The sequence below is a fragment of the Achromobacter sp. LC458 genome (assembly GCF_001005835.2).
In the GTDB taxonomy this organism is placed as follows: Bacteria; Pseudomonadota; Gammaproteobacteria; order Burkholderiales; family Burkholderiaceae_B; genus Achromobacter; species Achromobacter spanius_B.
On record NZ_LBHW02000016.1, the window covers coordinates 1 to 20,795 of the forward strand.

The 20,795-nt window shown below is 59.4% G+C and carries 14 protein-coding genes, 1 tRNA gene and 4 pseudogenes; 1 reads left to right on the plus strand and 18 read right to left on the minus strand.

Annotated features, from left to right (window positions below):
* Positions 1–511: pseudogene (locus tag YH64_RS15015) on the minus strand (DUF1016 N-terminal domain-containing protein); the annotation flags it as partial.
* On the opposite strand from YH64_RS15015, the gene YH64_RS15020 reads away from it, so the two are divergent.
* The gene (locus tag YH64_RS15020) at positions 428–1,258 is read left to right on the plus strand and encodes an integrase domain-containing protein (protein ID WP_082134493.1); all 831 of its coding nucleotides are present in this window, start codon (positions 428–430) and stop codon (positions 1,256–1,258) included. The pseudogene YH64_RS15015 and the gene YH64_RS15020 overlap by 84 nt on opposite strands.
* Positions 1,259–1,308: 50 nt before the next feature.
* On the opposite strand, the pseudogene YH64_RS15025 reads toward YH64_RS15020, so the two are convergent.
* The 17 genes and pseudogenes from YH64_RS15025 to betA all read right to left on the minus strand — a co-directional run.
* Positions 1,309–2,991: pseudogene (locus YH64_RS15025) on the minus strand (DUF262 domain-containing protein); the annotation flags it as partial.
* A 95-nt stretch (positions 2,992–3,086) separates the two neighbouring features.
* Positions 3,087–5,931, minus strand: a pseudogene (locus YH64_RS15030) (TrlF family AAA-like ATPase).
* 64 nt (positions 5,932–5,995) lie between these two features.
* A complete protein-coding gene (locus YH64_RS15035; RefSeq protein ID WP_046805046.1) occupies positions 5,996–8,029 on the minus strand; it encodes an N-6 DNA methylase in 2,034 nt (677 codons plus the stop codon).
* Between the two features lie 47 nt (positions 8,030–8,076).
* The gene (locus tag YH64_RS15040; protein ID WP_370512752.1) at positions 8,077–10,182 is read right to left on the minus strand and encodes a DEAD/DEAH box helicase family protein; all 2,106 of its coding nucleotides are present in this window, start codon (positions 10,180–10,182) and stop codon (positions 8,077–8,079) included.
* 87 nt (positions 10,183–10,269) lie between these two features.
* A pseudogene (locus YH64_RS30785) lies at positions 10,270–10,623 on the minus strand (type I restriction endonuclease); the annotation flags it as partial.
* A 90-nt stretch (positions 10,624–10,713) separates the two neighbouring features.
* On the minus strand, positions 10,714–11,775 hold the full coding sequence (locus YH64_RS15045) for a Fic family protein (protein WP_046805134.1): 1,062 nt from the start codon (positions 11,773–11,775) through the stop codon (positions 10,714–10,716).
* A gap of 410 nt (positions 11,776–12,185) precedes the next feature.
* The gene (locus YH64_RS30560) at positions 12,186–12,773 is read right to left on the minus strand and encodes a site-specific integrase (protein WP_255444476.1); all 588 of its coding nucleotides are present in this window, start codon (positions 12,771–12,773) and stop codon (positions 12,186–12,188) included.
* 90 nt (positions 12,774–12,863) lie between these two features.
* Entirely contained in the window at positions 12,864–12,998 is a 135-nt protein-coding gene (locus tag YH64_RS30565) for a hypothetical protein (protein ID WP_255444477.1), read from the minus strand.
* Between the two features lie 76 nt (positions 12,999–13,074).
* On the minus strand, positions 13,075–13,332 hold the full coding sequence (locus YH64_RS30570) for an Arm DNA-binding domain-containing protein (RefSeq protein ID WP_255444478.1): 258 nt from the start codon (positions 13,330–13,332) through the stop codon (positions 13,075–13,077).
* 213 nt (positions 13,333–13,545) lie between these two features.
* Complete coding sequence (gene ychF, locus YH64_RS15055) at positions 13,546–14,637, minus strand: redox-regulated ATPase YchF (protein ID WP_046805048.1); 1,092 nt, start codon at positions 14,635–14,637, stop codon at positions 13,546–13,548.
* A gap of 95 nt (positions 14,638–14,732) precedes the next feature.
* Positions 14,733–15,512 carry a type II CAAX prenyl endopeptidase Rce1 family protein gene (locus tag YH64_RS15060; RefSeq protein ID WP_046805049.1) on the minus strand — a complete coding sequence of 260 codons (780 nt, stop codon included), beginning with the start codon at positions 15,510–15,512 and terminating at the stop codon, positions 14,733–14,735.
* Positions 15,509–16,108 carry an aminoacyl-tRNA hydrolase gene (gene pth, locus YH64_RS15065; RefSeq protein WP_046805050.1) on the minus strand — a complete coding sequence of 200 codons (600 nt, stop codon included), beginning with the start codon at positions 16,106–16,108 and terminating at the stop codon, positions 15,509–15,511. Before pth ends, YH64_RS15060 begins: the two co-directional genes overlap by 4 nt.
* A gap of 97 nt (positions 16,109–16,205) precedes the next feature.
* Positions 16,206–16,817 carry a 50S ribosomal protein L25/general stress protein Ctc gene (locus YH64_RS15070; protein ID WP_046805051.1) on the minus strand — a complete coding sequence of 204 codons (612 nt, stop codon included), beginning with the start codon at positions 16,815–16,817 and terminating at the stop codon, positions 16,206–16,208.
* Between the two features lie 148 nt (positions 16,818–16,965).
* Complete coding sequence (locus YH64_RS15075; protein WP_006227587.1) at positions 16,966–17,916, minus strand: ribose-phosphate pyrophosphokinase; 951 nt, start codon at positions 17,914–17,916, stop codon at positions 16,966–16,968.
* 140 nt (positions 17,917–18,056) lie between these two features.
* Positions 18,057–18,133: transfer RNA gene (locus tag YH64_RS15080), tRNA-Gln, on the minus strand.
* Between the two features lies 1 nt (position 18,134).
* Positions 18,135–19,034 (minus strand): 4-(cytidine 5'-diphospho)-2-C-methyl-D-erythritol kinase, encoded by a 900-nt coding sequence (gene ispE, locus YH64_RS15085; protein WP_046805135.1) that lies wholly within the window; start codon positions 19,032–19,034, stop codon positions 18,135–18,137.
* A 32-nt stretch (positions 19,035–19,066) separates the two neighbouring features.
* On the minus strand, positions 19,067–20,740 hold the full coding sequence (gene betA, locus YH64_RS15090; RefSeq protein WP_046805052.1) for a choline dehydrogenase: 1,674 nt from the start codon (positions 20,738–20,740) through the stop codon (positions 19,067–19,069).
* Positions 20,741–20,795 lie beyond the last annotated feature (55 nt).

The following is a 20,795-nucleotide window of genomic DNA, read 5'->3' on the forward strand; positions in this document are numbered from 1 at the left end:
GCAGAAAGTCGGTAACGTGCTGCACAAGCGCGTTTTCGATCTCGCGTTCCTGTGCCTCCTCGCCCAGGCCGAGGAAGTCAAAGCGGTAGGGATCTTTCAGCGACTCAATGGCCAGATCGGACTGCGGTGCAGGCAGACGCTGTTCAAAGTTGGTAACAGCGTTGCCCCTGCGTTCCAACAAGCGGGTTTCGATGTGGATGTTCAGCACGTTGCGCGACCAGCCATGTTCAATGGCGACGCGGGCATAAGCCAGACGCTCCGTTGGCTGTTTAAGCCGATCCAGTAGCACTAAGTTATGCCCCCAGGGCAATTGTGCAGCAGCCTGCTGCACAATTTCGGCATCCGGCCAAGCCTCGGCAAACGCCCGCATGTACTTAAGGTTGCGTGGCGAAAAGCCCTTCATATCCGGGAAGGCGGCACGCAGGTCATGCGCCAGCCGGTCGATCACCTTTGCACCCCAACCCTGCTCGGCTTGTCGTGCAAGAATGTCGCGACCGATCTGCCAAGCGAGGCCGGCTTCCGGCAGATGAAGGCCTCGTCACTCAAGGGCAAGCACGCCCAGGCGCTGCTGGATCGCTGGCAGGGAGAAGGCTTGTCGTCCGGCACCATCAAGAATCGGCTCTCTCACTTGCGCTGGTGGGCCGAAAAGATCGGCAAGGCCGGCATCCTGCCGGCGGACAACACGCAACTCGGCGTGGCCGAGCGCCGCTATGTGACCAACATCAGCAAGGCCCAAGAACTGGGCACAGGTCTTGAACAGGTCACCGACGCGCACGTACGCATGAGCCTTCAGCTACAGGCCGCCTTCGGATTGCGTCGGGAGGAAGCGATCAAGTTCCAGCCCAGTTACGCGGATCGGGGCGACCACATCGCCCTCAAGGGATCGGGGACCAAGGGCGGTCGGGAGCGAACTGTGCCCATCACCACGACAGAGCAACGCGACGCACTCCACGCAGCACACCACCTGGCAGGCACAGGGTCATTGATCCCGGCAAACAAGACCTACATCCAGCAACGGCACGTCTACGATGGACAGTGCAAAGCGGCGGGTCTGAATCATATGCATGGCCTTCGCCATCAGTACGCGCAAAACCGTTATGAGACGTTGACGGGGAGGCCGCCGCCAACGGCAGGTGGACCATTAGTCACGGAGTTAAGTCCAACGCAGCGCATAGAAGACCGCCATGCTCGTCAGACCATCAGCCGTGAGTTGGGACACGAGCGCGTTCAACTCACTGCCATCTACCTCGGTAGCTAGGTCAGGCAGTATGGCCCCCCCTGGCCTACATACACAACCCTTCCACCGGCTCAATCTGCAGGCCCAACAAACGTATTCAGCGCCTTTGCGATTCTCTTACGTCGCTCAAGCAAGAAAGCCTTGTAGCTTTCCACTTCCAGCAGCGATGCCTCAACCGGGATGCACTGTGCCGCGAACGCTGGCTCGCCAAGCTGGTCCACCAGCGGGGGCGGGTAAACCGCCGGGGCCTTATCGCTGATCGCGCGATTCGTCTTGCCGCCGATGAAGGCCAGATTGGCGATGTCATCCGCCTCGCGGGCAGTGAAGCAGGTCTTCAGTACGGCTTTGGGAAAGATGTGATGGAACTGCAAGCGATGCTGGGCGCCCGAATGATCCAGAGCAATGGTCAGATGGATGCGCCAATCTTTCGCACCGGCAGCGCGGAAAGCCAGGAACATGGTCTTGAACAGCGCGCTGCGCTGATTTCGGCCTTCCAGTTCCTCTGCGGTGATATCTAGACGGCCAAACTGCAGGCGCAGCCGGTCGATCAGCTCGCTCACCGCTCCGCCCTGACGAATATTTGCTAAATCCTGATCCAGGATGGTTTCGCTGGAGCCTCGGGAGAAGCGGCCTTTGGCATTGGCCATCAGCGCCCAGTAGCGCAGTTGGCGGGCCTCATGGTTGCTCAGCGCATAGTTGCGGCTATGCCCGAAATACGCCAGCACCACCAGCAGGAAAGGCGACGACAACAGTGCCGGGCTATCGATGCCAAGATTGCTGCGCAGGAAGTTGAGCGCGAACTCCATGCCATCGCAAGCTTCTTTCCATGCCTTCTGCAGCTTCTCCACATTCAGGCTACCCACGATCTGAAAACGTGATTGACCGGTGGCAAACGCCATCAGATTCTTTAAGTGCAAACCGAGATCAAGGTCAAAGCCCGTCTTGGCGCATGCCTTCTGGAAATCCTGGAACGTCTGCAGCGAGTGCCGCCACTTGGCGGTGATCTGAGCCAGAGCCAAGTCGGAACTGCGCAGCTTGGCTCCCAGTGAATTGACCCGGACGAAGATTTCCGTGACTTCATCGTAGGAAAGCGTGCGTTCCAGCACGTCCATCCGATAAACGTACTTGCGGATGCCACGTAGCCGGGCCAGGCGCTGGCTGTACTTCTCGTACCGCGGATCGTCAAAACCACTGATACCGGCACGTTTGAGGAAAGGCGCATCGTTGTCGGTCTTGAACACTTCCGACACTTTCACCCAATGCGGCAACTGCTCCAGCTTCCTCGTGGCCACCACGAAAGTCATCTTGTTGAAGCGCTTGAGCAGTTCGTCCTCGGTCGAGTCCGTCTCATCGCCAATCAGTTCGCTATCGTCGTCGGCATCGTCCTCGTCGTCGCCGTTCTCTTCCACTTCGGTCACGACCGCCAACTGGTCGGGATGCTCCAAGTTGAACAGCAAGTCGATAGGCCGACGACGGCCGCGCACCGATACTGGCTCGCCGCGAATGACGGCAGAGAGCGATGTCAGACGCTGCTGACCATCCAGCAGAAGCCGCGTGCTCTGGTAAGGATTCGTGCTCTGGCTCACCGCGAAATCCTGCAGCGGCACAGCTTCATCTGTTTCCCAAAGCAGGATTGCGCCCGATGGGTAGCCGCGATACAGCGAATCCAGCAGATCGCGCACTCGCGTGGAGCGCCACACGTACTGGCGCTGCATCTCCGGCAAGCGCAGTTCGCCGCGCTCGATCATGGATACTAGCTCTTCAACGCTGGCTTTGGCCTTGGCCGTGGTTGTTCCTTATTGCGTCACTCTTATCAAAGCGAATCTTGTCGATCAAAACTGCGACGTTATCAAACATCTTTACCTAAGCGCTTATAACGCCGCTCAAACGCCTCTTCACCACCCTCCATCACCTGGCAGACTTCGCTGCGCATAGACTGATTCTGTAATGAGCCGGTCTGCTTCACATGGCACTGATGGTTGAAGTCCAGCACGTGGATCAACTCTGCATCACCATTGACCACGATGTTGGGGTTATGGGTCACGATAATGAGCTGCCGGCGCAGTTTGTTGCTGCGAATCTGCTGAACCACCAGTCCGTAGATTAGGTGGTTGTCCAGATCGTCCTCGGGCTGGTCGAGCACCAGCGGCTCTTTGCCATGGGCTAACAGGAAGGCCAGCATGGCGGCTGCACGCTGACCGGCCGAAGCCTGGCCAATGGATTGAAAGTCCCGGCCATCGCCCTTGCGGCTGTATTCCACCTGCAAGCCGTCTTCGGGGAACCAGCACAAAATGTGGTCGGTAAACTCGGGGCGCTTGTCGGCTTCAGCTTTCAAGAATTTGTTGAACCAGCCACCGAACTCCGCATTACCACGACATGCCTGCACCAGACGCCTTTTCTGGGCCAGTAACGCCTGCTCGAAGGCTGTCGCGTCCCATGTTCCGGGCTCCTCGACAAGGTCAGCAGCGACCAGCAGGTCTGCCACGAGGCCCTTGGAAGGGGCACCATCCTGTTCCTGGTACAGGTCGTCCACATATTTGCCGTCCGCAGCCCCGAGCACTTCGCGCAACGAGCGCTCGATCCACTGAGCATCCCGGCTGTAAGGAATCAGCTCGATCCGCACAAAGGGGTTGCCTTGCAGCGTTACCTGCAGGAATGCGCTGCGCTGCGCGCTGATGGCGCGGCGGACGGACTGCACCTGCTCCAGTAGCGCTTTGGCTTTTTCGCGCAGATCGGCGCGTTGCTTCTGCAAAGTCTCCAGCCGCTTGAGCTCGGCTTCCAGCCGCTGCTTTTCCTGCACCAGATGGCCGTACTCATTGGGATCGCTGACGCCCTGTTGCTGCAAATCGGTCTTGAGCTGATCGTAGGCTGCTTTGGCCGCGCCGATCCGCGCAAACCAGGGCGATGCTTCGAGCTCTCCTCGTAAGGCTTGCCCGCGCTCCTGCAGCGCGACAGCCGCGATCTCGACCTCCTCCCTGGCCTTGCCGATGGACGCGTGCAACGCCTCCATGAGTGTGAGTGCAGGACGATCTTCGTCGGCATCGAACAGCCCTTCGGCCAAGTCTTCTGCCACTAAGTCTGCAGCCACGTCCTTCAAGCGGACAGCCAATTCGGAGGATGCTTCAAACTGGCGTTCCAGCTCGCGACTTTGCCGGTTGCTGCGCTGGTAGTTCTTCAGCACCGCTGCATGGTCGGCGCCATCGAAGCGGGCCAGCTTGCGCTGGATGTCTTGCAGAGAAATCGTCAACGACTCGCGGCCTTGCAGCTTGCCTTCCAGATCGCGCATCTGCGCCCGAGAGGCCAGAAAAGCACGTTTGGCCTCCTCGAAGGCCGCTTGCTGCGATTGTGTGCCAGCCGCATCGTCGATCACCTTCAGCAGCGCCTGCTGGCTGTCGCCAGCCAAGGCCGCGATCTGCCCCTGGCTGAACAAGCGCACCGGAAACCGTTGTTCGGTAATGGCCTGGCTGGCCGAGGGCTTGAAGCTGTCTGCGGCGGCATCCCATTCCTCCACCGCATGCCCTTGGCCGTCCTGCCGCCAGATTAGGCGATAGGACGTGCCATCGCGATGCACTTGGACATAGAGAGCTGTCTCCGTGCGCAGGCCGCCTTCGTCGCTGCGGGTCTTGGCGACCTTGTTGAATCGGTTGAAGGTCTGCCCGGCTTCTGAGGCGGACGACAGCTCCTTTTCCCGCTTATAGGCCAGGCGTAGGGCATGCACGACGGTCGATTTACCAGTGCCACGCCCACCGATCAGGGCATTGAAGTAGGGATTTAGCGGCAAGCTGGCGACCGTTCTTCCCCGCCCCATGTAACGCGCGTCGCGGATTTCAATCGACTCGATAAAATGCTCTGGCGTATCGAAAGGGGCGAAACCGCTGCTCTCATCGCTACGCCGAACGGAGACATCTTGCCCATCCAGCAACGCAAGGCGCAAGCCTTCCAAGCTGGGCGTGGCCATTTTGATCCAGGTGTATCGTGAACCGGGCACGGCAACTCCCTGAAAGCTGTGGCAATCGCTGCCAACAACGTTGGCGAAGCGCAGTTTCAGTTCGTCCAGCACCATCGGTGCAGGACTCGTGGATGCTGCCCACTCCAGAGCCAAAATGCCAGGTTCCTGCAATACCTGCTTGACCGTAGTGGTATCCAGCAAGCATTTTCGTGTGCCGGGCTCGACCTGCAGCAGTCCCTTATCACTCTCGACGTGTGCCGGAATAGCAAGACCACCCGTCGCCAGAATGCGCTCCACCACCTTGGCTGCCCCTTCGCGGGTGACGCCATCACTGTCACCGCGCGTGCCGTCGTAGCCCGCCCTAGCCAGCAGATCGCTGATCGTTTGGCTGGTGGCGGACGGATCGAAGATCGCCAACAGATGAAAGCCGCCCTGTACCGAAATTTCCACGCCGGGGAACAGGTGCAGTTCGCGAAAACCGGCCGGCGGCGCGCCGGCATCTGCCTCGCGCTTCATCTGTGCATAGGCCGCCTTGAGCTTGTCGATCCACTCGCCGGTGTTGTGGTCGGTGACCGCCACGCAGTCGATTTCGGCAGCCATGTACTAGCAGCCATGTCTGCGGTGTCAGCTCGTTGGACGTGCCGATGGCGGCTTGCCAGGCACCCGTGTCCCTGGAGGCAGGGGTATGGGTATGGAAATCGAACTTCCACCAGCGTGCGCCGGGATAAGGCCAGGGTTGGCTCATGTTCTTCTCCTGATTGGGGCCATCACTCCTCCGCCTTGATCTCTGACCTAAAAAACAAAACACATCATGAAATGCCTAATGAAGGGGATGCTTCTCGAATAGCGAGCAGCTTTTCAATCTGATTCTTGATCTCCGAAACAATTTCTTCGGATGAATTGATACCAAAACCGATCTCTTCCCCAATGGCTTTCAGCTTATCAGCGGCGTCCTTCGCAAGGATTCCCCGAACAATGCTTCGCTGCTCGTCGATGGGCGGCAAAGGGATGAGAATCTTCTTTAGGTCGCTCTCGTCCAAGGTAACGTTTGTGGCCCCGCACATCATTGGTACTAAAAGTTCATCTTTGAACTTCGACAAGTACTCGTGGATATATCTCATCTCCACTTCTTCTGGGTTTTTTGCTTCGAGGCAACACATCGTATCTGCGAGAGCAAACTTTCCCTCCTGATAATGGAGACGCTTAATGTCAGCTTTGCCGTGCCCAGAAGAGGATACAAGCGGTATGCAACTCGCATTGAAGTCAAAGGAATAATCGGTTGATGTTTTTCTATCAGTCGCGGGAACCACAAGTGGAAAGTCTCCGGGCGGAGAACTCATGTTTGAGTGTTGCCCCCGGTGGATATGGCAAATCTCGCCCAGCTCTCTCGCGCCAGGCATGCGCTGTCGAAGCTCCTGAAATGTTCTCTCGAGCATGTACCACCGACCAACTAAGTGGCATCCGGCTGACGCAAGAATGTGCTCTCTTTTAACTGTGATGAAATTCGGTGGTGAGAGGGTTCGGACGCTTTCCAACTGATTACGCTTGAAATTTGCAATTAAATCCAACGCCGCAGGTAGCTCGTTCTCATCAACTGCTTGCCTGGTATCTGTCTGCGTATACCCATCAACACCAATATTGATAAAAAGGACATCATCGAGACTCTTGGCTATCCCCTTGTCGATAATCAAGATATGAGTTTTAACGCTGGCGTACGGTTTGAATACACCATGAGGCAATTCAACGACAGCAATTAGAGATCTTTCTTGAATCAATCGCTTTCGCATTCCAACGTAGGCTGATTGACCGACAAAAACGATACCTTCGGGTACAACCACTCCCGCCTTCCCTGTGGGTGACAAGTGTTCAGCGATGTAGTCAAGAAAAAGCAATTCGGCTCGTTTTGACTGCAGGCTAAATTTTTTGTGCGGCTTGATTCCACCCTTTGGCGTCATAAACGGCGGATTGGCTAATATCGTGTCGTAACTCTCTTGCCAGTGATCCTCTTGAGTCAAGGAGTCATACTCTTCGATCAACGGGGACCGGAATCCATGCAAGTAAAGATTTACCAATGAAATCCTCACCATATCCGGCGAAATATCGAATCCCTTAATGTTTTCATGAACTCTTTGGCGCTCCGTCGGGGTCAGAAGACTCCCGCTATAGTGCATTGGACTCTCAATTGATGTTTCTGCGACTGAAGCACCCTGTTGTAGTTGCCAGCTACTTCGCTCTTCGATTGGCGAGTTCTCTCTAAGGATGTGTTTGTATGCGGAAATTAGGAATCCAGCAGTGCCGCAAGCTGGGTCCAAAACTCTGTCGTTTTTTTTCGGCCCAACAGCTCGAACCACGAAATCAATAATGTGACGGGGCGTGCGAAACTGGCCGGCGTCGCCCTGGCTGCCCAGCACCGATAGCAGGTATTCGAAGGCGTCGCCGAGTCGCTCGGAATGGTCATAGGAGAAGCCGTCGATTTCCTTCAGAAATGCCTTAAGCGTTTCCGGGTCGCGGTATGGCAGGTAGGCGTTTTTGAAGATGTCGCGGAACAACGTCGGCAGGTGCGTGTTCTCGGTCATCTTGCCGATGGCCTCGGAGTAGAGGTTCAGCGTGTCCTGGCCGCCCATGCTGGGCGCCAACAGCTTGCTCCAGCTGTATTTCTCGAAGCCATTGACGAAGAAGCTGCGTTTACCGCCGAACTCTTCAGATTGTGCATCCATGTCGTCCATGAACTTGTAGATGAGCGCGATGGTGATCTGCTCGACTTGGCTTTTGGGGTCGGGCACTTTGCCGACGAGGATGTCGCGGCAAGAGTCGATTCGGCGTTTGGTGTCTGTGTCCAGCATGGTGTTGTTCTTCTCACTCGGCAGCCTAAGGCAGCCTCAAAAATGACTTACATGAATTGATTCAGCGGAACGTAGTCTTTGACGTACTCGGGTATGCCTTCGCGCCACTCGGGCGGTACGGCGCGCAGGTCACCCACGCCAAAAGCCGGGTTGACGTTCAGCTCGCCAAAGCGCTTGTCGTCGATGATGGCGCGCAGGGCCGCGTCGGCGGAATACGCCTTGAAGAAGTACTTCATCGCCAGCACCGCTGTACCCTGGTCTTCTGTCAGCTTGCTTTGGTTAGCGAGCAGGAACTCCTGGAACTCGTCTTCCAGCAGCTCGTCCTTGCTCTTGAAGTACGGGATCAAGCCGAAGATTTTCTGCAGGATTTCCTTCAGACTCAGGCGACGATCCACACCGGCTGCACGACGGAGCTTGTCCAGGTTGAAGTACTCATTGGGTTTGTCGAACAGGTGGCTGGTCACATAGTCGATGGCCAACTCCCATTGCTCGTTTTCCACCTGCTGCTGCAGCGTGGAGTCCGCCTTGACCTGATCCTCGAATTTCTCGAAAAACATCCGGTCGATCTTCATGCCTTCGTAGCCGATTTGCTGCTCGGCCACGTGGAACATGGCATCGGTGCCGGTGTGCTCGTACATTCCGCCCGTTGGTGGTGGCTCGCCCCTCTGGCCGTCCCCCTCACTGCTGCGCGCCGGCAGCTTGAGCACTTCGTCGTAGTCGAATTTTTCCTCAAAATACTCACAGTTGGCGAAGAAGTCGAAGAACTTGAAACGGACCTTCTCAGGCTCGTTGACCAGCGGCGTCAGATCGTCATCGAACAGCTGCTCAAGAAAGTTGTGCTTGCGCGTGCCGCGCCCCTTGATCTGCACGAAATCGGACGGCGAGTACACCGGCCGCATTAGCGCGAGATTTAGAATGTCCGGGCAGTCGTAGCCGGTAGTCATCATGCCCACGGTGACGCAGACCCGCGCCTTGCTGGTCTTGTACAGAGCGTTGAAGTTGGCCGAGCCCAACAGGTTGTTGTTGGTGAAATTGATGGTGTATTGCTGGGCGTCCGGCACGCTGGAGGTCACTTGCACCGCGAAGTCTGACTGATACTTGCCAGGCCACAGCACGTCCGCCAGTTCGTTCAGGATTTGGGTCAGCTTGGCGGCATGGTTCTGGCTAACAGCGAACACTAGGCCCTTACCGAACTCACCAGTTACTGGATCGCGCAGACCGTTCTTGATGAAGGTCTGGCTGAACAACTCGTTGGTCGCCTTGGAAAAGAATTTCTTCTCGAAGTCCTTGGAGACAAAGCTCTGCTCCTGCTGCCCGTCCTCACCGACAGGCGCCATCACGGCATAGCCCTGCTCGGATAACAGCTTGGTGGTGATGTCGGTTCGGGCATCTACCACTACAGGGTTGATCAAGAACTCGTCCTTGACGCCATCCAATAATGAGTACCGGAAGGTCGGTTGCCCGGAGTCGCAGCCAAAGGTGCGGTAAGTGTCCAGCAGCAGGCGGCGTTCCTGCTCGCGCGGGTCGCGGGTAGTTGGCTTGGTGGCGTCGAAGCTCTTCAGATAGTCGCGGGGCGTTGCCGTCAGGCCCAGCTTGTAGCCGACGAAATATTCGAAGACAGCACGCGCATTACCGCCGATCGAGCGGTGTGCCTCATCGGAGATGACCAAGTCGAAGTCTGTGGGCGAGAACAGGCGCCGGTACTTGTTGTTGAACAGCAGCGACTGCACCGTGGTGACCACAATCTCGGCCTTGCGCCAGTCATCGCGGCGCGCTTTGTAGATAACCGTGGCGTAGTCGTTCTTCAGGTAGTCCTTGAATGCCTTGGCGGCCTGCTCTTCGAGTTCCAGACGATCCACAAGGAACAGCACGCGGCGGGCGTTGCCGGTACGCAGGAATAGCTTGATAACTGCCGCCGAGGTCAAGGTCTTGCCGGTGCCGGTCGCCATTTCGAACAGGAAGCGTGTCGAGCCTTCGGCCACGGCGTCCAGAATCGCGTTGACCGCTTTTTTCTGATAATCGCGCAGAAATCGGAGCTTGTTCTTCGCGATGAAAGCCGGACGTTCGTCAGCTTTAATCCAGCCCGCTTCTTTCTCGTAACCTGGCAGTTGAGTCTGGACGATGTAATCGCGCCCGACGGCTTCGGTGATCAAGCGCTTCTGATCAGGTTCGAACTTCTGATAGCTCTTGAGCGAGTCCGGCGTCGGGAAGGCGGTGATGATGTGCGGGTTGCCCTGCCGCAGGTCCCAGAAGTAGTGTAGGTTGCCATTTGACAAGATCACGAATCGGCAGTTGAGCGACTTGGCATACTTGCGCGCCTGCTCCTTGCCGACCAGCGGGTTCTTGTCTTCGGACTTGGCTTCCAGCACCACCAACGGAAAGCTCTTTTCATCTAGCAGTAGAAAGTCAACAAATCCGTTCTTGGTCGATTCGAAGTTATCACCCAGATCGTTGATCTGATCCTGGCTGAGCTTGACGTTCGGCTCCAACGTTACGTTCGCCTTGCCCTTCGCATTGTTGAAGAACTGCCAGCCGGCACTCTCCAGCAGTTTGTTGATCTTGATGCGTGCTTGCGCTTCCTTCGCGTTCGCCATCTCAGGCTTCCCCCTCCGCTGATTCACCGTGAGAACCCAGCTTCAGGTTCTGCGCGCAGGCGTATTCCAAAACCGCCAGGAATTTGAACATTAGCTTTGCCCCTCTGCCTTTATCTTTAACCACTTCGCACCTCGCCCCTTGCCAGTCGATTCGATCAACCCCTCTGATTTCATCGCTCGCAGCACTAGTCGAACCATGTCCCGGCTCACGCCCGGGCAGGCTTCTTCAATCTCGGAAATCGAGAACGGCAGGGTGCGCCCCAGAACTTCCGTCCGCACTCGGTCGCCTTTACTGCCACGGCCACGCTCGATGGTGCCGACACGCTCCTCGAACTCGCGATAGGCCCGTAGCAAGGCACCCCAGAAGTAATCAAGCCAGGGCTTTACGTCGTGCTGCCCCTGGTGCCATCCCTGAGAACTGGCTTCCAGCGTCTCGTAATAGCCTTCCTTGGTGTCCTCGAAGATGCGTTCCAGACTGATGTAGCGACCCACTGCGTAACCGAAGTGGTAGAGCAGCAGCAGGGTCAACAAGCGCGACATGCGACCGTTGCCGTCCGGGAAAGGATGGATGCACAGGAAGTCGAGCATCGCCAGTGGCACCAGTACGAGGGGGTCGGCCAGGTGCTGATCCAGCGCGGTGGCGTAGCGCCCACTCAGATCAGCCATGGTCATCGGCGTGAGATGCGCAGCGACTGGCTGGAAGCGTAGACGTGACGTGCCGTCCGGGTGACGTTCGATGATGTCGTTATTGGTAGCCTTCCAGCGCCCGCCCGCCTGCGGCATATAGCGGTACAGCAGGGTGTGGAGTTGCAGCACTACGCCCTCGCTGAAGGGCATGTGCGCGGCCGATTCGTGGATCAGCGCCAGGGCGTCACGGTAGCCGGCGATCTCCTGTTCGGAGCGGCTCTTTGGTGTTGCGTTGCGGATGACCAGAGACTTCAGGCGCGAAGGCGCTACGACAACACCTTCCAGCCGGTTGGACGACTCGGTGGACTCCACCACCGCGATCTGGCGCAGGCCCTTAAGGGCTTCGGGCGACTGTGCGGCGTAGAGTTGCTGCTTACCCTGATACTCGCCCAGTGTGCGCAACGTGGCGGCCTGAGTGCCATCGAAGCGAAGCGCGGCAAGGTACTCGAGTGTAAGCGAGTGCATGGAAATGTAAGCCAATGCTGTGTAAATTGGGCTAATCATAGCCTTTAAATGGGGCATTGTCTCTAGAAATACCTCATTAACAGTGTTTGACTACCCCATTTCCTGAACATTGGACCGGTCGCGAGGGGTTGGCATGGCCGACCAAGAAGGAGATGAGCGACATGAGCCACAAAAGGGCAATCAATTCAAAATTACCCCATTTATTCCATTGTTTACCCCATTCCCAGCACCCAGCCTTGAGCAAAGGCAAATGGCAAGGGAACGGCACTCAAGGGACAACGGCCCTATCCAGGACAGGAAAAGGCCGCTCCTGTCCATTCGTTCTACAACACCCGGTCAAATCGCCCCTATGCCGTGCCGCTGCCCTCCGCCGCACCCAGATAGTCCGCCCAGTCCTGCAACAGCGTCCTTCACTGATCCAGCAACAGCGCCTTGTTGTAGGTCGCCCGAACCTTGTTGCTTTCCACATGGACAAGCTGCCGCTCAATCGCATCAGGCCGGTATCCGTTCTCATTGGCCCAGGTCGAAAAGGTCGTCCGCCAGCAATGCGGCGTCGTGCCCCGGCCCAGGCTCATGTCGCGCATCGCGTAGGTCAGCCGGTTGGGTGTGGTGAAGCCCTTGCCGCTCCGGTGCGGGAACAAACAGCGTCCACCACCCGTGATGGACTGCAAATCCTTCAGCACGGCAATGGCCTGCACAGACAACGGGCTGACATGGTCACGCCGCGCTTTCATCTTCGCCGCAGGCCGACGCCACAGCGCATCCTCAAAGTCGAACTCATCCCACTCGGCATCCGCTGCTTCCCCTGGACGGCAGGCGGTCAGCGCAATCAGCCGCAGGCACAACGAGGTTTCCGGATAGCCCCGGTAGCCACGCAACTCCTGATAGAACTTCTGGATTTGCTCTCGCGTCATCGCCGCCTTGCACTCGCTGAACGGCACGCGCAGCAGCCCGCGCAGGCTGGGAATTGGATTTGCCTCGACCAGCCCCCGCACCACCGCAAACTCAAAGATTGCCGAAAGATCGCCCTTGACGTGGATGGCCGCCCACGCGCCATGTGCCTTGCATTCCTCCAGCAGCGGGCGGATCTACTTCACGCTGATGTCACTCGTCGGCAACCCATCAAACTTCGGCGACAGGTACTTCCTGATGCGGGACTCTTTCGTGCGGTAAGAACTGAGCGCAAAGACAGGCTTGATCTCCGCCAAGTACGCTTTCGCCACCTTGGCGAACGAGCTTTCCCTTGCACGTTTGCGTTCCTCCAGCGCCTCCAGGTTGCGCTGCTTGACCTGCTGCCGTTCATGGGCAGGGGATACCTTGCTTGACGAGGGTCCACGCTTTCTCCCGGGCCGCTCGCGCCTCTGCAAGGCTTACCTGAGGAAAACCGCCAATGGCAAAGAGGTTCTCCTTGCCTTGCAGGCGATACGTCCACCGCCAGAGCTTGCCGCAGGTGGGCTTGAGCAGCAGGAACAAGCCCCCGCCGTCTGAAAGTTTCCAATCCTGATCAGTCGGATTGGCCGACCTGACCTTGGCGCCAGTGAGTAGATTCTCGGGCATCGTTGGACTCCACTGCAGGGGAAAGTACCCCCACGGTTGAACACGAGTACCCCCAACGCTACCCCCGAATTTTCTGGACCTCGATGAACAATAGGAACGCTCAGCAGACCGTATTGTTTGGCAAGCCTTTGATTTTCAAAGGCCCGCCCAGTCCAGCGGACGCTCCCAAGCGCTCCTGAGTTCCGAAAAATTCGTCAGACGTCGATCACACGTTTAAACGTTAAACAAGAAATTCATCACATCGCCGTCCTGCACGATGTATTCCTTGCCTTCGGCGCGCATCTTGCCGGCTTCCTTGGCGCCTTGCTCGCCCTTGTACGTGATGAAGTCTTCGTACGCGATCGTCTGCGCGCGGATGAAGCCGCGTTCGAAGTCGGTGTGGATCACGCCGGCGGCTTGCGGGGCGGTGGCGCCGATGGGCACCGTCCAGGCGCGCACTTCCTTCACGCCTGCCGTGAAGTAGGTTTGCAGGCCCAGCAGCTTGAAGGCGGCGCGGATCAGGCGGTTCAGGCCCGGCTCTTCCATGCCCATGTCGGACAGGAAGGCCTGGCGATCGGCGTCGTCCAGGTCGACGATTTCGGACTCGATGGCGGCGCAGATGGCGACGACCGGTGCGTTGCGCGCGGCGGCGAATTCGGTCAGGCGGTCAAGCAGCGGGTTGTTGGTGAAGCCGTCGTCGGCCACGTTGCCCACGTACATCGCGCGCTTGGCGGTGATGAAGCACAGTTGGGCGATGTCGGCCTGTTCTTCGGGGCTGAGGTCCAGCGCGCGAATCGGCTTGGCTTCGTTCAACTGCGCCACGCACTTTTCCAGCACGGCCACGATGCGCTGCGATTCCTTGTCGCCGGAGCGGGCGGTCTTCTGGTGACGCAGCAACGCTTTTTCAGCGGTTTGCATGTCGGCCAGCGCCAGTTCGGTTTCGATGACTTCGATGTCGGCGATGGGGTCGATCTTGCCGGCCACGTGGATCACGTTGGGGTCTTCGAAGCAGCGCACGACGTTGACGATGGCGTCGGTTTCGCGGATGTGCGACAGGAACTGGTTGCCCAGGCCTTCGCCCTTGCTGGCGCCGGCAACCAGGCCGGCGATGTCCACGAATTCGACGGTGGCCGACAGGATGCGCTCGGGCTTGACGATTTCAGCCAGCTTTTGCAGACGCGGATCCGGCACTTCGACCACACCGACGTTGGGCTCGATGGTGCAGAACGGATAGTTCTCGGCGGCGATGCCGGCGCGGGTCAGAGCATTGAAGAGAGTCGATTTGCCAACGTTGGGCAGGCCGACGATGCCGCATTGCAGAGCCATGGGAATCCTGTGTAAGTACGGTATTGATCGTTAACGTTCTAGTTTACCCCGGGTGCGCCCCGTGGCAGTTTCGCCTGCGCGGCGATGCGACCCCGCTATTGGGCGATGGACGGCGCCCAGCGCATCACGGCCCAGATCATCAAAATGGGGCCGGCGTTGAACGTGGCGTGCAGCAGGATGGCCGCGCCGATGCCGCGACGCACGCGCATCCAGCCCAGCACCAGCCCGGTCAGCCACTGCGGCAGCACCAGCAGCGGCATCAGCCAGTACGGCGTCTTGCTATAGACAAAGTTGGTCAGGTGCACCGCCGCGAACGTCAGCGCGACCAGGTGAAACACCAGGCCAAAGTGCTTCAGGTAATAGCGCCGCCACGTCGTGTCCCACCCCGTCAGCAACGTTGCGCGTTGGCGCACGCCCCAGCATGCCAGGATCACGAAGGCGGCCAGCAGCAGCCCCGTCCACAGCTTCGGGCCATACAGCACGACCGGCATCAGCGCGGGCACCAGCCACAGCACTTGCAACGGTCGGCGCAGACCATAGCGGAACAACATTTCTTCGACCAGCGGCGCCCAGATCACTGCCGTCAACCACGGCAGGTTGGTGGGGTCGATACGGTGGGTGGCGCCGCCCAGGCCGGCGGCCATCACGGCAACGGGGCCCAGTGCGAAAAGATTCAGCGCCCACAGCAGCCCGGCCCAGGCCAACAGGCGCCCGGGGCGTATGCCCGGCCACCAGTCGGCCAGCAAACCACTGCCCGCCGCGCGGCCCGGCACGCGCGACAGCGAGCGTGGGTGCCGGATATACCGCCAGAAATCCGCGACTTCTGTTCGAAAGCGGGTCTTGGCGACGGGCTGGGACGGTGCGGGGTGGCTCATCCCGCGACGTTGCCGCTGTGCAACTGGCGCGTGGCCAGCGCGAAATCGCCCGCCAGCATCGCCGGCACGACGGCGCGGCAGCGGTCGATGACGGCTTCGATTTCCTTTTGCTCGTCGCGGCGCGGCGGGTGCAGCACGAAGTCGGCAACCTGTTGCGCCAAGCCCAGCGTGCGCGGGTGACCGATGCCGATGCGCAGCCGCCAGAAGTTCGGGCTGCCCAGCACGGCCTGGATATCCTTCAGGCCGTTGTGGCCCGCATGGCCCCCGCCCTGCTTGAGCTTGACCTGCCCGGGAAGCAGATCCAGTTCGTCATGCAACACCAGCACCTGTTCCGGCGCCAGCTTGTAGAAGCGCGCCAAGGCGCCAACAGCCTGGCCCGACTTGTTCATATAAGTGATGGGCTTGAGCAGCAGCACGTTGTCCGCCCCCAGGCGCGACTTGGCGACCATGCCGAAAAAAGATTTTTCAAGCGCAAAAGAAGTGCGCAGATCGTCCGCCAGATGGTCGGCCAGCCAAAAGCCGGCGTTGTGCCGGGTCGTTTCGTAGTCGGGACCGGGGTTACCCAATCCCACAATGAGGCGTATGGGAATAGACATGATGGAGGGTGTTTAAACCAAAAAACCCCGCGCATGCAAATGCACACGCAGGGTTTCGGGCACAAGCCGCGGAAAGCCCGAAGGCTTTCCAGCAGACTTAGGCAGCCGGAGCAGCTTCTTCGGCTTCGTCGGCAGCGGCAGCGCCGCCCTTGACGATGGCGGCAGCCAGCAGCGGGTTGTCTTCACCGCCGTGGGGCACGTACGTCACGCCCATGGGCAGCTTGATGTCGGCCAGGTGGATCGAAGCGCCGGCCAGGATGTTGGTCAGGTCAACTTCGATGAACTGCGGCAGAGCCTTCGGCAGGCAGGTGATTTCCAGTTCGGTCGTCACGTGGCTGATGATGGCGCCGGCCAGCTTCACAGCGGGCGAGATTTCGGCGTTGACGAAGTGCAGCGGCACCTTGGTACGCAGAGCCTGGTTGGCGTCCACGCGCTGGAAGTCCACGTGCAGGACTTGCGGCTTGTAGGCGTGCCATTGAACCGAACGCAACAACACTTGCTCATCCTTCGAGCCTTCGAGCTGCATTTGCAGGATCGATGCGTGGAATTCTTCCTTACGCAGGGCGTGATAGATCTCGTTGTGGTCGAGTTCGATGTTCAGGGGGGCAGCCGTACCACCATAGACAATGGCGGGAACGCGGCCCGCGCGGCGCAGGCGGCGGCTCGCACTCGAACCCTGGACGCTACGCGCAGTGGCGATGAATTTCATGGAAAACTCCAAAAACAAAATAAGGTGAAGAGGCTTCACCAGTTAACGGCACGGCGCGCAACATGCGCGCCGTGTTGATTGCGCCTTGCCGCGACCAGCAAGGTGCAAAAACTAAAGGTAGGCTGTGGCCTGACCGACGCGAATCGCGTCAGTCGACGAACAGCGAGCTGACCGATTCCGCGTTCGAGATACGCAGGATGGTCTCGCCCAGCAGCGCGGCGCACGACAGCTGGCGGATCTTGCCGCTGGCCTGGCCTTGCTCGGAGAGCGGGATGGTGTCGGTGACGACCAGTTCGTCCAGTTCCGACGCTTCGATGCGGTCAATGGCGCCGCCCGACAGCACGGGGTGCGTGCAATAGGCGTAAACGGCACCGGCGCCGCGGTCTTTCAGGGCCTGGGCCGCCTTGCACAGCGTGCCGGCGGTGTCGACCATGTCGTCCATGATGATGCAGGTGCGGCCGTCGACTTCACCGATGATGTTCATCACTTCCGACACGTTGGCGCGCGGACGACGCTTGTCGATGATGGCCAGGTCGGCTTCCAGCTGCTTGGCCAGCGCGCGGGCGCGAACCACGCCGCCGATGTCCGGGGACACCACGACCAGGTTCGAGAAATTGCGGCGCCAGATGTCGCCCAGCAAGATCGGACCGGCGTAGATGTTGTCCACGGGGATGTCGAAGAAACCCTGGATCTGGTCCGCGTGCAGGTCCATTGTCAGGACGCGGTCAACGCCAGCCACTTGCAGCATGTTGGCCACAACCTTGGCCGAGATCGCGACGCGCGCCGAACGCGGGCGGCGGTCTTGGCGGGCATAGCCAAAGTACGGAATCGCGGCGGTGATGCGGCCGGCCGACGCGCGGCGCAGGGCATCGACCATGACCATGATTTCCATCAGGTTGTCATTGGTGGGCGCACAGGTGGGCTGCAGGACGAAGACGTCCTTGCCACGCACGTTCTCGTTGATTTCGACCATCACCTCGCCGTCGGAGAAGCGACCGACGGTCATCTTGCCCAGGGACATATCGAGGTGGTTGACTACGTCCACGGCCAGCCGAGTGTTGGCCGTGCCCGTGAAGATCATGAAGCTATCGTTTGCCATGATGGATGATGCGATGGTCGTTGTAAGACACTAACGAGTGATGCGGGGTGAAAACACCAGCGAATCCGGAAAATAAAAAAGCTGCTGAACCCGGGCCAGTGTCTTACAGGCGTGTTCAACAGCTTTTTTATGTATTCGGTTGGCTGGGGAGGAAGGATTCGAACCTTCGCATGCCGGAATCAAAATCCGGTGCCTTAACCAGCTTGGCGACTCCCCAACTATCTTGCAATCCAATTCCGCAACGGATGTTCAGTTAAACCAGTACAAGCCTGCACTAACCGAAACCGTGGATGCGTTGTGCTGTTTGTTTTAACAGCGCCGCGCATTATAGCGGATATTTCTGTTTTCGCCAAAACGGCTTCGGAGAGTTCTGAGAATTCGGCGAATAAACATGCGCCTGATCCCGACATGCGTACAGGATAACCCTGTTCTGCAAGCCACCGCGATGCCCTGAATACTTCAGGATAAAGACGGTGAACCACCGGCTCCAAGTCATTTTTCCCGAAGGAAAAAGTTGGCGAAGCAAGAAAGTCCGCTATTGTGATGTAAGAAGAATCCCTTGTCAAATCGGGCGCCGAAAATATGCCAACAGTGGGCACGCTGGTGTCAGGTTGCGCTACCAGATACGCGCGTTCAGGCAGCGTCACAGCGGTCAGTGCTTCGCCCACGCCTTCGGCAAAAGCGGATTGCCCGAAAACGAATACCGGCACGTCGGCGCCCAACGGCAAGGCCAGGTCCATCAGCTGGCGCCGCGTGAGGCCGGTGTTCCACAGCTTGTTCAATGCGATCAACACCGAGGCCGCATCGCTGGAACCGCCGCCCAGCCCGCCCCCCTGTGGAATGCGTTTTTCAAGGCCGATCTGCACGCCCTGGCGTGTGCCGGTGGCGCGTTGCAAAGCGTGCGCGGCCCGCAGGGTCAGGTCGTCGGCTTCCGACACGCCGGCAAGCTCGGTGGCGCGGCTGATGATGCCGTCGGCGCGCACGTCGAAATGCAGCGTGTCGCAAAGGTCGATGAAGCGGAAGACCGTTTGCAGCAGGTGGTAGCCGTCAGCGCGGCGGCCCACCACATGCAAGAACAAATTCAGCTTGGCGGGAGCGGGAACATCGTACAGAGTCACATCAGGCAACCGGTGCGGGACAAGCCCACATTCTAGCTACGCGCGGGGCCCTGCGCCGTGTAGTACGGCACGTTGGCGCGCGCCAGCGGCTCGCGGCCACGCAGATGGTCGGCCAGCTTTTCGGCCATCATGATGACCGGCGCGTTCAGGTTGCCCGTGACGATGTCCGGCATGATGGACGCATCGATCACGCGCAGGTTTTGCAGCCCGTGCACACGCCCGTAGCCGTCCACAACCGCCATCGGGTCCGACGATGCCCCCATCTTGTTCGAACAAGACGGGTGATACGCGGTCTCGGCTTGCGCGCGCACAAAGGCATCCAGGTCCGCATCGCTTTGCAGGGCAGCGCCCGGCGAAATCTCGCGGCCCGCATATTGCGCCAACGCGGGTTGCGCGAAGAGTTCACGCGTGATGCGCAGCGCCGCGCGAAATTCGCGCCAGTCCTGCGCGTGCGACATGTAGTTGAACAAGATGCTGGGATGGTCATGCGGCGAGCGCGACCGAACGTGCACGCGCCCCCGGCTGGGCGAACGCATGGAGCCAACATGCATCTGGAAGCTGTGCGCCTTGATCGGGTTGGACCCGTTGTAATTGATGGCCACCGGCAAGAAGTGATATTGCAGGTTCGGCCACGGGAAATCGTCGTGGCTGCGTATGAATCCGCCGGCTTCGAACTGATTGCTGGCGCCGATGCCCGTCCCCATCAACAACCATTCAGCACCGATCGCCGGCTGATTGCGCAACTTGAGCGCGGGGGCCAGCGACACGGGCTGCTTGCATTCAACCTGCACGTAAAGCTCCAGGTGGTCTTGCAGGTTTTCGCCCACGCCCGGCAGTTCATGGCGCACGGCGATGCCCAGGCGGCGCAGCAACTGCCCCGCGCCCACGCCAGACCGTTGCAGGATTTGCGGCGACGCGATGGCGCCCGCGCACAGCAGCACCTCGCGCCGGGCAAAGCTGCGGTGCTGCTGGCCGTGCTGCTCCCACGCCACGCCTTCGGCGCGCTGGCCCGAAAACAGAATCACGTCGGTCAACGCCCGGGTCACGATGGTGAGGTTGGCGCGCCCGCGCGCCTGATCCAGATAGCCGCGTGCCGTGCTGGCACGACGCCCGCGCGGGGTCACGGTGCGGTCCATGGGGCCGAAGCCTTCCTGCCGATAACCGTTCATGTCAGGCGTATGCGGATAGCCTGCCTGCGTGCCCGCCGCGACCATGGCATCGAACAACGGGTTGTTGTCCAGCTTGGGCGTGGTGACGCTGACGGGCCCGGCGCCGCCGTGATAATCGCAAGCGCCCACGTCGCGGCTTTCTGCCTTCTTGAAGTACGGCAGGCACGACAGGTAATCCCAATGCGCCAGGCCTTCGACGCGCGCCCAATGGTCGTAGTCCAACGCGTTGCCGCGGATGTAACACATGCCGTTGATCAATGACGAACCGCCCAGGCCCTTGCCGCGACCGCAGTCCAGCCGGCGCCCGTTCAGGTGCGGCTCGGGGTCGGTTTGATAGCCCCAGTTGTAGCGCCTGCCTTGCAAGGGCATGGCCAGTGCGGCCGGCATCTGCGTGCGGAAATCGAAACGATGATCCTGCCCGCCCGCTTCCAGCAGCAGCACGGTGGTGCCCGGGTCCTCGGTCAGCCGCGTGGCCAGCGTGTTACCCGCTGATCCCGCGCCCACGATGATGTAGTCGTACTCCCGCTTGATCGACATGCCCTTCCCCCCTACACGTACAGAAAGCGGGCGGCCCGGCCTCACGCCCGGCGCC